Source organism: Streptomyces lucensis JCM 4490, assembly GCF_014650035.1.
Taxonomy (GTDB): domain Bacteria; phylum Actinomycetota; class Actinomycetes; order Streptomycetales; family Streptomycetaceae; genus Streptomyces; species Streptomyces lucensis.
Genome location: NZ_BMUE01000011.1, coordinates 226,057 through 239,713, shown reverse-complemented (window position 1 = coordinate 239,713; position 13,657 = coordinate 226,057). Strand labels below are relative to the sequence as shown.

Sequence of the window (13,657 nt, the reverse complement as noted above, 5' to 3'; positions counted from 1 at the left end):
GGCCGACGGCCGCACCGTAAGGTGTAGCGGCCCGCAGGACCCGTCCGGCGGCCTTCGGGGGAGCTGCCGGACGAGGTCCGTCAGCGCACCGCAACACGAACTTGCAGGGGAGCAAAGTGATGAGCAACGAGAACACGCCCGCGGCGGCGGCTGCAGACACCGAGACGGCTGACGTGACCACGCTCAACAGCCACGCCACCATTCAGCCGGTGAAGATCGCCCCCCTCGACACCGAGGAGACCGGCGGCCAGGCGAAGCCGGACAACTCTCACGCCACTGACGAGAAGGCCTGACGGGACCTTCCACCACGGGGGATCGGCCGCGGCGGCGCGGAGGGGGAGCCGTCGCGGCCGAGGTGTGTCCGGGCGGCGTTCCGGCGCCGGCCGCCGGCGCCACCCGGTCATCCGCAGGGCAACAGCGGTCACCCCGACATGCGTTCCAAGGGTGCCCCGTGCCTCAGGGCCGTGCGTCGGCCTTCGGGCGGGCCTTGCAGTGGTCGACCTTCAGGCGGAGGCGGTCGCCCACCGTCACCCGGGTGGTCGCCGTGCCGTTCGCGGGAACCTTGACGGTGTAGGAGGCGTTGTCGAGGATCTCGGTGCCCTCGTCGTCGTAGAACACGGCCCGGGCCTGGAACTCGGCCTCGCGGTCGTTCGGGTTGGTGATCCGGAGTGTCGCGTACGGCTTTTCGGGGGTGGCGCAGCTGACCAGCTCGGCCGTCCCGTCCTTGAGCTGTCTGCCGCTGCCCGTGGCGGAGGCGGTGGCCGTGGAGGTGGAGCGGTGTGTCGGGCGGGACCGGTAGCCGCCGGTGGTGCTTCCGCTCGTTCCGCTCGTTCCGCTGCCGCCGTAGTCGTCGCCGTACGAGCCGCCGCCTGACGTGGACGTGGACGACGTGTCGTGGTCCTGGTGGGAGCTGCTGCATCCGCCCCCGCCTCCGCTGCCGTGGCGGCTGTGGTGCCGGCCGGTGGAGAAGCCGGTGAGGCCGAGCACCACGAAGGTCAGTACGGCCGTGAACTTGAGCGTGCGCGTCCGTGTACGCATGGGCATGCGGGCACCCTACCGAGCGCCGTCACCGGCCCGCACCGCGTGGCGGGTGCCCGGTGCCGGAGGTAGCGTCGGCCCTGGGACGGCCGCCGTCCGGGCCCCTTCCGTGCGAACCGGTACGACGGCCGTCACGCGCTCACGTGGTCCGGGCCGTGCCCGTGCCCTTCTCGGCGTCCAGCGCGTACACGCACCGGTCCTTGCTGCACGCGTACACCACCCCGTCCTTGACCACCGGTGAGCCGGTGATCTCGCCACCCGTCGCCAGCTTCCAGCGCAGCCGGCCGTCGTCGGCCTTGAGGGTGTAGAGCAGGTGGTCGGTGGAGCCGAAGTGGATGCGGCCCTCCGCCACCGCGGGGGCGCCCACGACGTCGCCGCCCGCCTGGAAGCGCCACTTGGGTGTGCCGGTGACCGCGTCCAGGGTGTAGAGGCCCTTGCCGCTGCCGACGTGCACGTGGCCGGCGGCCACCAGGACCGGCTCGATGGAGGAGCGTGCCTCGGTGGCGATGCGCCAGCGGTCGCGGCCGTCGGTGGCGTCGAGGGCGTAGACGGTGCCGAGGTAGTCGGCGAGGTAGACGCCGCCGCCGGTGACCGCGGGGCCCGGGGCGAAGGCCGGCGGGCTGAGGAAGACCGCCGGGGCCTCGAAGTGCCAGCGCACCAGGCCGCTCGCCACGTCGACGGCGAGGACACGCGTGCCGGCGGAGATGTAGACGTAGCCGTCGGACGCCGGGGTCAGGCGGACCGGGACGCCGCCGCAGGAGGCCGCGTCACCGATGGGGTACGACCAGCGCTCCTCGCCGGTGCGGGCCTCCAGGGCGCGCAGCCGGGCGTCCTGCCAGACGTAGACGGTGCCGTCGTGGACCTGGGGGCCGGACTCCGGGGACTCGAAGTCGGTCTGGCAGCCGGTGATCTCCCACAGCTTCTGGCCGCCCGCTGCCTCCCATGCCTGGACGCCGCCGCCGCGGGTGCCGGTGACGACCGTGCCGTGGTCGGCCTTGAGGGAGTAGACCCAGGCGTCCGTGGACAGCCGCCACAGGTCGGTGCCCTCGCGGGCGTCCAGGGCGAACAGGGTGGGTCCGTCGGAGGCGTGGATACGGCCGTCCGACACGGCCATCGACCAGGCGACGTCCCGGGTCTTGAAGCTGCGGCGGCCGGTGGCCACGTCGAGGGCGTGCACCTCGAAGGAGGTGACGTAGACGAGGTCGCCGTCGACGGCGGGGGTGCCCCAGACGTCGTTGGACATGCGGAACCGCCAGGGCCGCCAGCCGTTCGCCGTCTCCGGCGGCTGGGCCGGGACGGGCGGTACGGCGGGGTCGGCGCCGGCCGGGCCGGGGCGCGGGCGGGTCCAGCCGGCGACCAGGCCGGCCTCCGGCGGGGGCGCCTTGACGGCGGCGGCGCGGGCGTCGGCGACCCGGGGGCCGGGGCCGATGGGCACCGGGGCGCCGGCCAGCCGGACCGGACCGGTGTCGGGGGCGCCGACAGGCACGGGGGCCGGTACCGAGGGGTTGTACGAGGGCGGCGGGGGCACGGCCGCGTGGCCGCCGCTGCGGGGGCCGGGCCCGGTCGGGGCCGGCTTGGCGGTGGGACGGCCGCCACGGCGGGTCTCGATGAGGGCGACGGCCTTCTCGGGCAGCCAGGCCGAGGCGGTGCCGCTGTCGTCGGAGCCGGAGCCGAAGAGGTGCGGGGCGAGCTGGGCCTGGAGGTCGGCCGGGTTGGGCCGGCCGGTGGCCTCCATCTGCATGCAGGCCTCGATGAGCGGACGCAGCTCGTCCGGGAGGCCGGTGAGGTCCGGGCCCTCGCGGAGCAGCATGAACACCGTCTCGACGGGGTTCGCGCCGTGGAAGGGCGGGTGGCCGGTGGCGGCGAAGACCAGCATCGAACCGAGCGAGAAGACGTCGCTGGCGCCGGTGACGCTGCGGGAGTCCTTGGCCTGCTCGGGGGACATGTAGGCGGGGGTGCCGACCGCGACGTTCGTCATCGTGAGGCGGGTGTTGGAGACGCCCGACGCGATGCCGAAGTCGATCACCCGGGGACCGTCCTCGACGACGAGGACGTTGGAGGGCTTGAGGTCGCGGTGGACCAGCCCGGCGCCGTGGATGGACTGCAGGGCCTCGGCGACGCCCGCCGCGAGCCAGCGCACGGCCTGGGCCGGGAGCGGCCCGCACTCGTTCACTATCTCCTCGAGCGAGGGTGCGGGCACGTAGGCGGTGGCCAGCCAGGGCACGGCGGCGCGCGGGTCGGCGTCGACCACGGCGGCCGTGTAGAAGCCGGAGACCGCGCGGGCCGCCTCCACCTCGCGGGTGAAGCGCACGCGGAACAGCTGGTCCTCGGCCAGCTCGGTGCGCACCGTCTTGATCGCCACGCGCCGGCCGGACGCCGAGCGCGCGAGATAGACCAGCCCCATGCCGCCGGCGCCCAGCCGGCCCAGCACCTCGAACGGCCCGATCCGCCGCGGATCGTGCTGCGTCAGCTGATCCACCACTTGCCTGCCACCTCCCCGTACAAGCCGCGCCACCCACATATGTACGCGGCCGAAGTGCAGCGTCTCACCACCGCACCGCCATGGCGGCACGCACCCCGATTCTCCCTGGCCGGGCGGCCGGTTGCGAACCGTTGACGAATCGGTGTTTCTCGTGCCCAATACGGTCATTTCATCGCCGTGCCACCGCCTCACCGCCGCAGCAGCGCGAACGACGCCCCCTGATTGTCGGTGACGACGGCCACTCGGCCGTACGACGTCTCGAAGGGCGGCGCCTGCACCCGGCCGCCGAGCCGCCGCACCACCCCGAGGGCGTCGTCCAGGTCCGTGACCCGGAAGTGGGTGACGAAGTGCGGGGGCATCTCGGCCGGGAAGACGTCGGTGACGTCCGCGCGGCCGAAGTCGGGCTCGGCGTCGGTGCCGAACAGGGCGTCGTGGAAGAGACCGCCGTAGAAGGCGTTGGCGGCCGAGGTGTCCCGGGTGTACAGCTCGGCCCACACGAAGGTGCCCGGCTCGTGCCGCCGCCCGAATCCGGTGTGCGTGCCCGCCTGCCACAGGCCGAACACCGCGCCGCCCGGGTCGGTGGCCAGGGCGGCGATGCCGAGGTCACCCACCGGGAACGGGGCCATGACCACCTGCCCGCCGGCCGCCGTGATCCGCCGGGCGAGGGCCACGGCGTCCGAGGTCGCGAAGGAGACCGTCCACACGGTGGGCATACGGCCGTCCGTCTTGGGGGCCAGCGAGGCGACGAGGCCGCCGTCCAGCCGGGCCCACACCGAGGAGCCGTACGCCTCCTCGAAGGACCACCCGAAGAGCTCACCGTAGAACCGCTTGCCGGCCTCGACGTCGGGGAGCTGGGCGTCCACCCAGCAGGGGACGCCCTCCCGGTACGCCGCTTCATGCGCGGATGCCCTGTTTTCGGCCATGTCGCCAAAGTAACCGGGCCGGGCGCACCCCGCAGACCAGCCAATCCTCCCCGGACGGGCCCGCGCACCCCATTTGCAGTCGGCCGAATCGCGCTCCGATCACCCGTCGGTAAGCTGACGGCATGACAGGACAAGTGCGTACCGTCGACGGCCGCGTGGCCGGCCGGCGCGGGCAGGCGACGCGGCAGAAGCTGCTCGACTGCCTCGGCGAGATGCTCAGCTCCTCCCCCTACCGGGACGTCAAGGTCATCGATGTCGCACGGAAGGCCGGCACTTCGCCCGCGACCTTCTACCAGTACTTCCCGGACGTCGAAGGCGCCGTCCTGGAGATCGCCGAGGAAATGGCGGCCGAGAGTGCCGGGTTGACCGAGCTGCTGGAGGGACGCACCTGGGCCGGCAAGGCCGGGTGGCAGACCGCGCAGGAACTCGTCGACGGCTTCCTGGAGTTCTGGCGGAGGAACGAGGCCATCCTGCGTGTGGTCGACCTCGGCGCGGCCGAGGGGGACAAACGGTTCTACAAGATCCGTATGAAGATCCTGAACACGGTCAACAACTCCCTGGCGGACTCGATCTCGGAGCTGCAGGCCAAGGGCAGGGTCGACAAGGACGTGAACCCGGCGGCGCTGGCCGGCTCGCTGGTGGCGATGCTCGCGGCGGTGGCGGCGCACCAGAAGGGCTTCTCGTCCTGGGGCGTGAAGCAGGCCGAACTCAAGCCGAATCTGGCACTGTTGGTCCACCTGGGCGTGACGGGCAAGAAGCCCGCGAAGTAACTCCCGGGGTTTCCCGTCACCTTTTGCACAAGTCCTGTCTGGCGGGCGGCGGTTCACCTGGGGTGGCCATCGCCCGTCGTGCTGTGCGGGGCTCACGCCGGCAGCGGCCGGTCCCGCACCACGTGCTTCATCACCAGCGTCGAGGTCAGCCGCTGCACCCCCGGCAGGGTGGCGAGCCGTTCGTCGTACAGCCGCTGGAAGGCGGCGAGGTCGGCGGTGGCGATCCGCAGCAGGTAGTCCGGCTCGCCGAACAGCCGCTGGGCGTCCAGTACGTGGTCCAGCTCGCTGACCGCGCGCTCGAACTCGGCGACCGTCTCCCGGTCCTCCTGCCGCATGGACACGAAGACCAGCGCCTCGAAGGTCAGCCCGAGCGCCGCCGCGTCCACCACCGCCCGGTATCCCGTGATGGCTCCGGAGCGCTCCAGCTCGCGCAGCCGCCGGTGGCAGGGGGAGACACTGAGACGCACCCGCGCGGCCAGCTCGGTCACGGTCAGCCGCCCGTCCTGCTGCAGCTCGGCAAGGATTTTTCTGTCTACGTCGTCCATGGGGCAGATCTTTGCTCAGGTAGGGGGTCGAGGGGCAAATTCCGGGAACACCTTCGGCCAATTCGCGCCTAATGTCACCAGCATGGACTCGGGACTGCTCTTCTCCTTCCTCGCCGTGGATCTGCTGCTGGTGTGCGTACCGGGCGCGGACTGGGCGTACGTGATCGCGGCCGCCCTGCGAGGCGCCTCGGTGACGCGTGCGGTGGCGGGCCTGGTCTGCGGATACGCCCTGCACACGGCACTGGCGACCGCCGGCCTGGCGGTGCTGGTGGCGGGCTCGCCCCGGTTGCTCACGGCGCTGACGGTGGCGGGCGCCGGGTACCTGCTGTGGCTGGGCTGGTCGGTACTGCGCCGTCCGGCGGTGCCCGCAGCGGCACGGACGTCCCCGCCCGCCGGGCGGCTCTTTCTGCGCGGGGCGACGATCAGCGGACTGAATCCCAAGGGCCTGCTGCTCTACCTCTCGGTCCTCCCCCAGTTCCTCACCCTGCGGGGCGCCCATCTGCCCGTGCCGGCCCAGACGGCGGCCCTCGGCATGTTGCACATGGCGTGCTGCGCGGCCGTCTACCTCACGGTCGGCGTCCTCGCCCGCGCCCTGCTCGCGGCCCGCCCGGCCGCGGCCCGTGCGGTCACCCGCACCTCGGGCGCGGCGATGCTGGGAATCGGCGCGTTCCTGCTGGTGGAGCGCCTGGCGACGCTATAGGCGCCGGAGGCCGGCCGCGCTCGCGCGTGGCGGTGACTCCGGGCCGGGAGCGACGGTCCGGGAGCGACGGGCGTTCCCGGCGGTGCGGGCCGCCCGTCGAGCGATACTCGGCCCATGGCACACAAGGATCTCCACGACATGCTGCGGTCCCTGCGGGTCTGGGCGCCCGGGGTGACGGAGCTGCGCCCCTTCGACCCGGACACCGCTCCCCCTACACCGCTGTCCCTGTTCACGAGCTGGTTCGCGGACGCGGTGGACGCCGGGCAGCCGGAGCCGCACACGATGTCGCTGGCGACGGTGGACGAGGAGGGACGCCCGGACGTACGGATCGTGATGCTGCACGGTGCGGACGCCGACGGCTGGTCCTTCGGCAGCCACGCCACGAGCCGCAAGGGCCGGGCGCTGAGCGCCCGTCCGTACGCGGCCCTGGCCTTCTACTGGCCGGCGCTGGGCCGCCAGATCCGGGTGCGCGGCACGGTGGCGTCGGCGCCGTCGCACGAGAGCCTGGCGGACCTGCACGCACGCTCGACGGGCGCGCTGGCGGCCGCGCTGACGGGGCGGCAGAGCGCGGAGCTGTCCTCGCTGGAGGAGCTGCGGCAGGCGTCGGAGGCGGCCTGGCGGCGGGCGCGGGAGAACCCGGCCGAGCCCTCCGGTACCTGGACGCTGTACCGGTTGCGGCCGGAGGCGGTGGAGTTCTTCCAGGGCGACCCCGAGCGGCGCCACGTACGGCTGGAGTACCGGCGCACGGAGTTCGGCTGGAGCAAGGGGCTGCTGTGGCCGTGAGGGGCGGGGGCCGGGGCGGGCCGCGGGAGTCCGCCGTACGTGCGCCGTGAGGGGCGGGGTCCGGGGGGCCGCGGGAGTCCGCCGTACGTGCGCCGTGACGGCGCCGGCCGTAGCGGGAGCGGTGGCCCGGCCGGCACCGGCGGCACGGCGCTCGCACGGCGCTCCTCCTCATCCGTGTGGGATGCGTCACGAGCGGCGCCGGCTTCTCCACACACGTGATCAATCCGCAACCAATTCCGGTCTTGACCGAGACCCATCAACCGGGTGTGTGATTACGCTCCCGCTCATGGCCACCTCCCGTCCCGCGCCCGCGCCCCTCTCCGCGACCCCCGCCGACCGCCCGGTCTACGTCATAGGCGCAGGTCCGGGGGGCCTGGCCGCCGCGTACGCGCTGCGGGCGCGGGGCATACGGGCCGTGATACTGGAGAAGGCCGACCGGGTGGGCGCCTCCTGGCGCGGGCACTACGACCGGCTGCGTCTGCACACCACCCGTCGGCTGTCGGCGTTGCCGGGCCTGGCCATACCCCGGAGGTTCGGGCGCTGGGTGGCCCGGGACGACGTGGTCCGGTACCTGGAGAAGTACGCCGAGCACCACGAGCTGGAGATCGTCACCGGTGTGGAGGTGCACCGCGTCGAGCGGACCCCGGACGGCACGGGCTGGCTGCTGCACGCCTCCGGCGGGCGGGAGCTGACCGGCAGCGCCGTGGTCGTCGCCACCGGCTTCAACCACACCCCGCGCATCCCCGACTGGCCCGGCCGGGAGGCGTACGACGGGGATCTCCTGCACGCCGGCGAGTACCGCGACGCCGGGCCGTACGCCGGACGTGACGTGCTCGTCGTCGGCATCGGCAACACCGGTGCGGAGATCGCCGTGGACCTCGTGGAGGGCGGGGCCGCCCGCGTGCGGCTGGCGGTGCGCACGGTGCCGCACATCGTGCGCCGCTCGACCCTCGGCTGGCCCGCGCAGTACTCGGGGGTGCTGGTGCGGCGGCTGCCGGTGGCGCTCGTGGACCGGCTGAGCCGGCTCCAGGCCAGGGTCGGCGTGCCGGACCTCTCCGCGCACGGGCTGCCCCGGCCCGACACCGGGCTCTACAGCAGGGTGAAGCAGGGCGCCATCCCGGTCCAGGACGTGGGCCTGATCGACGCCGTGCGCCGGGGGAAGGTGGAGATCGTCGCCGCCGTCGAGGCGTTCGAGGACGGGAAGGTGGTCCTCGCCGACGGCAGCCGCCTCTCGCCGGACGCGGTCATCGCGGCAACCGGTTACGTCCGGGCGCTGGAGGGCCTGGTCGGCCACCTCGGCGTCCTGGACGACCGCGGCCGCCCGGTCACCCGGGCCGGCCGCACCCCCGCCGAGGCTCCCGGCCTGTACTTCACCGGTTTCACCAACCCCATCAGCGGGATGTTCCGCGAGATGGCGCTGGACGCCGGGAGGATCGCCAAGGCGGTGGCGAAGCGGCTGAGGTAGCCCGCCGCGACGTCGCCGGCCCGCCTCGCCGGGGTCAGGACACGGCGGGCAGCGGAGTCGCCGGGGTACGGCGGATCACCAGGGACATCAGGGCCGCGGCCGCGCACAGGGTCCCGGCGGCGTACCAGACCAGGTCGTAGGAGCCGAAGACGTCGCGGGCCAGTCCGCCGAGGTAGGCGACGAGTGCCGCGCCGACCTGGTGGGAGGCGAGCACCCAGCCGAAGACGATCGCGCTGTCCTCGCCGTACTGCTCGCGGCACAGGGCCAGGGTCGGCGGGACGGTCGCCACCCAGTCGAGGCCGTAGAAGACGATGAAGAACAGCATCGGCGGGTGGACGGACGGGCCGAGCAGCATCGGCAGGAACAGCAGGGACAGGCCGCGCAGGGCGTAGTACACCGCGAGCAGGCGGCGCGGTTCGAAGCGGTCGGTGAACCAGCCGGAGGCGATCGTGCCGACCACGTCGAACACGCCGATGACCGCGAGCAGCGAGGCCGCCGTCGTGACCGGCATGTGGTGGTCGTGCTCGGCGGGCACGAAGTGGGTCTGGATCAGGCCGTTGGTGGAGGCGCCGCAGATGGCGAAGGTGCCGGCCAGCAGCCAGAAGGTGCCGGTGCGCACGGCGGAGGACAGGACCGTGAGCGTGCGGCGGGCGGCGCCGGTGACCGGGGGCGGCTTGGGCACGAACTCCTTCGCGCCGTAGGGCTTCTGGCCGACGTCGGCCGGGTGGTCGCGCAGCAGGAGCCAGACGAAGGGGACCACGGCGAGGGCGGCCAGCGCCACGGTGACGGCGGCGGGGCGCCAGTCGTGGTGCTCCACGATCCAGGACAGCACCGGCAGGAAGATCAGCTGACCGGAGGCGGAGGCCGCGGTCAGGATGCCGCTGACCAGGCCGCGCCGCTCGGTGAACCAGCGGTTGGTGACGGTGGCGGCGAAGGCCAGCGCCATGGAGCCGGAGCCGAGGCCGACCAGCAGACCCCAGCACAGCCACAGCTGCCAGGCCGCGGTCATCCACACGGTCAGGCCGGAACCGAGCGCGATCACGGTCAGCGCGACGGCGACCACCCGGCGGATGCCGAAGCGGTCCATCAGCGCGGCCGCGAAGGGGGCGGTGAGGCCGTAGAGAGCGAGGTTGAGGGAGACGGCCGCGCCGATCGTGCCGCGCGACCAGCCGAAGTCCTCGTGGAGGGGGTCGATGAGCAGGCCGGGCAGGGAGCGGAAGGCGGCCGCGCCGATGATCGTGACGAAGGTGACGGCGGCGACGAACCAGGCGCGGTGCACGCGGTCGCGCCGGTCGCGCCGGGCGGGCGGGGCCTGGACGGGGGCTGCGGCTGGGCTTGTCTGAGTCACGTCATAGAGCTTCCGGCACCCGGCTCTTCCCATCGAGTGGCCCGGAGGACATCGTTCGCTAGGATCGGGCCATGACTTCCACCGGGGGTTTCCGTCCGCACCGGGTCGCCGTCCTGGCGCTCGACGGCCTGCTGCCCTTCGAACTGGGCATTCCCCACCGCATCTTCGGACGCCCGAAGGACGAACGGGGCCGACTCCTCTACGAGGTGGTGACCTGCTCGGTCCGGCCGCCCGGACCGGTCGAGACGGACGCCGACTTCACCGTCCACGTGCCGCACGGCCCGGAGGCGCTGGCCGAGGCCGACACGGTGATCGTCCCGGCGTCGTACGAACTCGGCCCCGTCTTCGAGGAGGGACGGCTCACCGGCGAACTGGCCGCGGCCCTGGGCCTCATCCGCCCGGGCACCCGGCTCGCCTCCATCTGCACCGGCGTCTACGTCCTCGCCGCCGCCGGACTGCTGGACGGCCGCCCGGCGACGACGCACTGGGCGGACGCCGAACGCTTCCAGCGGATGTTCCCGAAGGTCAGGGTGGACGCGGACGTGCTGTTCATCGACGACGGGGACGTGCTGACCTCGGCCGGGGTGGCCGCCGGCATCGACCTGTGCCTGCACATGGTCAGGAGCGACTTCGGCACCGCGGTCGCCAACGACGTGGCCCGGCGCACGGTCGTGCCGCCCCACCGCGACGGCGGCCAGGCCCAGTACGTCGAGCGGCCCGTACCCGACCCCCAGCTGTCCACGACCACGGCGGCCCGCGCCTGGGCCCTGGGCCGGCTGCACGAACCGATCCAGCTGCGGGACATGGCCGAGCAGGAGGCCATGTCGGTGCGCACCTTCACCCGCCGCTTCCGCGAGGAGGTCGGCGTCAGCCCCGGCCAGTGGCTCACCCAGCAGCGCGTGGAACGCGCCCGGCACCTGCTGGAGGACACCGGCCTGTCCATGGACCAGGTGGCCCGGGACGCGGGGTTCGGCACCGCCCAGTCGATGCGGCAGCACCTGCAGCAGGCGCTCGGGGTGACGCCCACGGCGTACCGGCGGACCTTCCGGACGGGCGCCGGAGCCTGAGCGCCGCCCGGGCCATCGCCTCCCGGGCCGTCCCGTGCGCGACAGGGCCGCGGTTGTCCACAGGCTGTGGAAGGGGCGGAGGCGGTGCGGCGGGGAGGCGGGCGGCAGGCATCGGGAGGCGCGGCGGGGAGGCGGGCGGCGCCGTCGGGCGGTGCGCGGAACCGATGTCCGCCCGAACGGGCCGGCCGGTGGCGCGTCTCCCCCACCGTCGCGCGCACGCGCCGCCGGCCGGTACGACCCGCACTCGGCGAGGACGCCGTCGACCGGGCCCTCGCCGTCCCCTCGCGGCGAATCGACGCACACCAGCGTGATCAACCGGACCGGGGCCGTCAACGCCGGAACGGCGGTTCGTCACGAACGGCCTGTTCGGGCCGCCCCGCGCACGGGTGCACCCCCGGCGCATCCGCGCACCGGCACCTACACCGTTTCGAAGGCGAGGCCCTGGTGCGCGGGAAGTCCGCCCCCGTACGCCGTCGCCGCGCTCTCCGGCGGCTGTGAACAGCGGTCCAGCTCGCACCAGATGCTCTTGCCCGCGCCGTCGGGGCTCCAGCCCCAGCGGTCGGCCAGGCAGTCCACGAGGGCCAGGCCGCGGCCGCCGGTGGCGTCGTCGCCGGCACACCGCGGCACCGGGGCGCGGGAGCTGGTGTCGGCCACCTCCACCCGCACCGTGGCCGACGGCACGGCGCCGGGGGCCGGTTCCGGCAGGAGCAGCCGCAGCACGGCGGGCCGGCCGGTGTGCACCACGGCGTTGGTCACCAGCTCGGAGACGAGGAGGACCAGGGTCTCGGCCAACGGCTCGTCGGCCTGTATCCCCGACCCGGCGAGCCGCGAGCGGGCCCACCGCCTGGCCCGGCCCACCTCCGCGGGATCAGGCCGGATCTCCAGCTGCACTTGAAGCACCTGCACCGCTCACACCATCCGAACCGGCGGACACATGACCCGACGCCATCCGGACGTCACGGCCGAGGCCGCGGCGGCTGGTACGGCGAGGGCCACGATCGTAGCCATTTTCTGCATGACCAGGACAACGGCCAGAGCATGGGTTACGGAACGTGATTCCCTTACGAGACAGCTTGGTTGACGTACAGTCACCCCAACAAGCGCTTCGGGCATATTCCAACGCGAAGGAGTACGCGCGGTGCATACTGTGCGACGCTCGTGCCGGGGAGTCGAACAGGCGGGGGCCGAGGCCCCGATCGCCGTGCGGACAGCGGCGCGCACCGCACGAACCGGCGCCGCCCCAGGGGCATCACCGGCACGGTTCGTGCTCGCAGCCACTCGCATCCCACCCAAGGTACCGGAGCGGACACCCGACTCCGGGTCGTGACGAGTCCCGCGAGGCCCACAACCCGGTATCAACGCTCCGTGACCGCCGTACGCCACGATCCGCAACATCGTGGGCCACGACTTTCGCTACTCCGGCACCGTGAAGTACCGCGCGACCGCCGGGACGATCTCGGCCTCGCCGAGCACGCCGTCGCCGTCGGTGTCGAGAGCGGCGGCCACCTCCCGGGCGGTCGCGTCCGGTACGTGGAGCACCTGGAGGACGCGGGCGGTGTCGGCGGTCGTGACGCGGCCGTCCCCGTCCGTGTCGGCGACGGCCAGGGCCGCGTGCAGGAAGGGACGGGCGATCTCGGCGAAGCGGTCGGGGGTGTCGCGCAGGCGCTTGACGGCGCCGGTGACGAACTCCTCGCGGGTGATGCGCTGGTCGCCGTCCCGGTCCGCGATGCCGGCCATGCCCTGCCAGAAGGCCTCCGCGCCGGCGTACAGGGCCTGGCCCTTGTCGGAGCGCGCGGTCACGGCGAACTCGGCGAGCAGCGCCTTGGCCGCCGCACTGAAGTCCGCGCGGTCGATGTACCCGTTGCCGTCCTGGTCGAAGGTGGCGAACCGGGCGGCGATCCTGCGCTCGTACTCGGTGCTGACCATGTCTGTTCGGGCCGCCTTCCGTTGACGTGGGGGTTGATCCGGCAGGGAGCGTACGTCGCGGGCGGCGGGAAGGTGCCGGGAAAACGTCGGTTGTGCCAAGACCGGGGGAATTCTGCGACACCGGTATGGCTTTGTCGCACGGGCACCTGTATCGCTCAGGCCGAGAGCGGGTCCGCCTCGTCCGTGGTCGCGGAGTCGACGTCGGGCCGCACGTCGAAGAGGCGGCGGACGCCGAGCGCGCCCAGGACCCGGTTGACGTGCGAGCCGTCCTCGGCCCCCCGGTCCGGCAGGATCAGCCGCAGCCGGCCCTGGCAGGAGCGGATCAGCCGGCGCGCGGCGACGAGGACGCCGACCCCGCTGGAGTCGCAGAAGAAGACGTCGGAGAGGTCCACGACGAGGCTGTGGTGCCCCTCGGCGACGGCGTCGTGGACCCGTTGCCGCAGCATCGGCGAGGTCAACAGATCCAGTTCACCGGACACCTGGAGCACGGCCCACCCGTCTCGCTCCGCGCCGGTCACCTTGAATGCCACGGCCATGCCCCTCCGCTCGCCGGTCCGCCGGAACCGCCGGAACCACCCGGAAACGGAAGCAGTTCCTACGTTTCTTTCCG

At 73.3% G+C, this 13,657-nt stretch carries 14 protein-coding genes; 6 read left to right on the top strand and 8 right to left on the bottom strand.

Going from position 1 to position 13,657, the window contains the following annotated elements:
• The first annotated feature begins 119 nt into the window (after positions 1 to 119).
• Positions 120 to 293 (top strand): hypothetical protein, encoded by a 174-nt coding sequence (locus IE177_RS24540; RefSeq protein ID WP_190017567.1) that lies wholly within the window; start codon positions 120 to 122, stop codon positions 291 to 293.
• Between the two features lie 163 nt (positions 294 to 456).
• Here the strand turns inward: IE177_RS24540 and IE177_RS24535 are convergent, their stop codons facing one another.
• The 3 genes from IE177_RS24535 to kbpA form a co-directional block, all read right to left on the bottom strand.
• Positions 457 to 1,044: a hypothetical protein gene (locus IE177_RS24535; RefSeq protein WP_229816243.1), complete on the bottom strand. Its 588-nt coding sequence runs from the start codon at positions 1,042 to 1,044 to the stop codon at positions 457 to 459.
• Between the two features lie 133 nt (positions 1,045 to 1,177).
• The gene (afsK, locus tag IE177_RS24530) at positions 1,178 to 3,520 is read right to left on the bottom strand and encodes a protein serine/threonine kinase AfsK (protein WP_190017566.1); all 2,343 of its coding nucleotides are present in this window, start codon (positions 3,518 to 3,520) and stop codon (positions 1,178 to 1,180) included.
• Between the two features lie 188 nt (positions 3,521 to 3,708).
• The gene (gene kbpA, locus IE177_RS24525) at positions 3,709 to 4,443 is read right to left on the bottom strand and encodes an AfsK-binding protein KbpA (protein WP_190017565.1); all 735 of its coding nucleotides are present in this window, start codon (positions 4,441 to 4,443) and stop codon (positions 3,709 to 3,711) included.
• Positions 4,444 to 4,577: 134 nt separating this feature from the next.
• Here kbpA and IE177_RS24520 point away from each other — a divergent pair, with 134 nt between their 5' ends.
• Positions 4,578 to 5,213, top strand: a complete 636-nt coding sequence (locus tag IE177_RS24520) for a TetR family transcriptional regulator (protein ID WP_190017597.1) — start codon at positions 4,578 to 4,580, stop codon at positions 5,211 to 5,213.
• Positions 5,214 to 5,305: 92 nt separating this feature from the next.
• On the opposite strand, the gene IE177_RS24515 is transcribed toward IE177_RS24520, so the two are convergent.
• The gene (locus IE177_RS24515) at positions 5,306 to 5,758 is read right to left on the bottom strand and encodes an Lrp/AsnC family transcriptional regulator (RefSeq protein ID WP_190017564.1); all 453 of its coding nucleotides are present in this window, start codon (positions 5,756 to 5,758) and stop codon (positions 5,306 to 5,308) included.
• A gap of 82 nt (positions 5,759 to 5,840) precedes the next feature.
• Between IE177_RS24515 and IE177_RS24510 the strand changes: the two genes are divergently transcribed.
• The 3 genes from IE177_RS24510 to IE177_RS24500 all read left to right on the top strand — a co-directional run bounded on the left by IE177_RS24510 (position 5,841) and on the right by IE177_RS24500 (position 8,706).
• On the top strand, positions 5,841 to 6,458 hold the full coding sequence (locus IE177_RS24510) for a LysE family translocator (RefSeq protein WP_190017563.1): 618 nt from the start codon (positions 5,841 to 5,843) through the stop codon (positions 6,456 to 6,458).
• A gap of 114 nt (positions 6,459 to 6,572) precedes the next feature.
• Positions 6,573 to 7,241, top strand: coding sequence for a pyridoxine/pyridoxamine 5'-phosphate oxidase (locus IE177_RS24505; protein ID WP_190017562.1), 669 nt, complete (start codon positions 6,573 to 6,575; stop codon positions 7,239 to 7,241).
• 286 nt (positions 7,242 to 7,527) lie between these two features.
• Positions 7,528 to 8,706 (top strand): flavin-containing monooxygenase, encoded by a 1,179-nt coding sequence (locus tag IE177_RS24500; RefSeq protein WP_190017561.1) that lies wholly within the window; start codon positions 7,528 to 7,530, stop codon positions 8,704 to 8,706.
• 34 nt (positions 8,707 to 8,740) lie between these two features.
• Here IE177_RS24500 and IE177_RS24495 read toward each other — a convergent pair whose 3' ends face one another.
• A complete protein-coding gene (locus tag IE177_RS24495; RefSeq protein WP_373305165.1) occupies positions 8,741 to 10,087 on the bottom strand; it encodes an MFS transporter in 1,347 nt (448 codons plus the stop codon).
• Between the two features lie 38 nt (positions 10,088 to 10,125).
• On the opposite strand from IE177_RS24495, the gene IE177_RS24490 reads away from it, so the two are divergent.
• Positions 10,126 to 11,121: a GlxA family transcriptional regulator gene (locus IE177_RS24490; RefSeq protein WP_190017559.1), complete on the top strand. Its 996-nt coding sequence runs from the start codon at positions 10,126 to 10,128 to the stop codon at positions 11,119 to 11,121.
• A 417-nt stretch (positions 11,122 to 11,538) separates the two neighbouring features.
• On the opposite strand, the gene IE177_RS24485 is transcribed toward IE177_RS24490, so the two are convergent.
• The 3 genes from IE177_RS24485 to IE177_RS24475 form a co-directional block, all read right to left on the bottom strand.
• The gene (locus IE177_RS24485; protein ID WP_190017596.1) at positions 11,539 to 12,012 is read right to left on the bottom strand and encodes an ATP-binding protein; all 474 of its coding nucleotides are present in this window, start codon (positions 12,010 to 12,012) and stop codon (positions 11,539 to 11,541) included.
• A gap of 522 nt (positions 12,013 to 12,534) precedes the next feature.
• Complete coding sequence (locus IE177_RS24480) at positions 12,535 to 13,047, bottom strand: EF-hand domain-containing protein (RefSeq protein WP_190017558.1); 513 nt, start codon at positions 13,045 to 13,047, stop codon at positions 12,535 to 12,537.
• 155 nt (positions 13,048 to 13,202) lie between these two features.
• Positions 13,203 to 13,583 (bottom strand): STAS domain-containing protein, encoded by a 381-nt coding sequence (locus IE177_RS24475; RefSeq protein ID WP_190017557.1) that lies wholly within the window; start codon positions 13,581 to 13,583, stop codon positions 13,203 to 13,205.
• Positions 13,584 to 13,657 lie beyond the last annotated feature (74 nt).

What these genes read in the sequence shown, in the direction of transcription:
- IE177_RS24505 (WP_190017562.1), top strand. Translation starts at nt 6,573, where the DNA reads ATGGCACACAAGGATCTCCACGACATGCTGCGGTCCCTGCGGGTCTGG.
- IE177_RS24510 (WP_190017563.1), top strand. Translation starts at nt 5,841, where the DNA reads ATGGACTCGGGACTGCTCTTCTCCTTCCTCGCCGTGGATCTGCTGCTG.
- IE177_RS24515 (WP_190017564.1), bottom strand. Translation starts at nt 5,758, where the DNA reads ATGGACGACGTAGACAGAAAAATCCTTGCCGAGCTGCAGCAGGACGGG.
- IE177_RS24480 (WP_190017558.1), bottom strand. Translation starts at nt 13,047, where the DNA reads ATGGTCAGCACCGAGTACGAGCGCAGGATCGCCGCCCGGTTCGCCACC.
- IE177_RS24490 (WP_190017559.1), top strand. Translation starts at nt 10,126, where the DNA reads ATGACTTCCACCGGGGGTTTCCGTCCGCACCGGGTCGCCGTCCTGGCG.
- IE177_RS24500 (WP_190017561.1), top strand. Translation starts at nt 7,528, where the DNA reads ATGGCCACCTCCCGTCCCGCGCCCGCGCCCCTCTCCGCGACCCCCGCC.
- IE177_RS24475 (WP_190017557.1), bottom strand. Translation starts at nt 13,583, where the DNA reads ATGGCCGTGGCATTCAAGGTGACCGGCGCGGAGCGAGACGGGTGGGCC.
- IE177_RS24535 (WP_229816243.1), bottom strand. Translation starts at nt 1,044, where the DNA reads ATGCCCATGCGTACACGGACGCGCACGCTCAAGTTCACGGCCGTACTG.
- kbpA (WP_190017565.1), bottom strand. Translation starts at nt 4,443, where the DNA reads ATGGCCGAAAACAGGGCATCCGCGCATGAAGCGGCGTACCGGGAGGGC.
- IE177_RS24495 (WP_373305165.1), bottom strand. Translation starts at nt 10,087, where the DNA reads ATGGGAAGAGCCGGGTGCCGGAAGCTCTATGACGTGACTCAGACAAGC.
- IE177_RS24540 (WP_190017567.1), top strand. Translation starts at nt 120, where the DNA reads ATGAGCAACGAGAACACGCCCGCGGCGGCGGCTGCAGACACCGAGACG.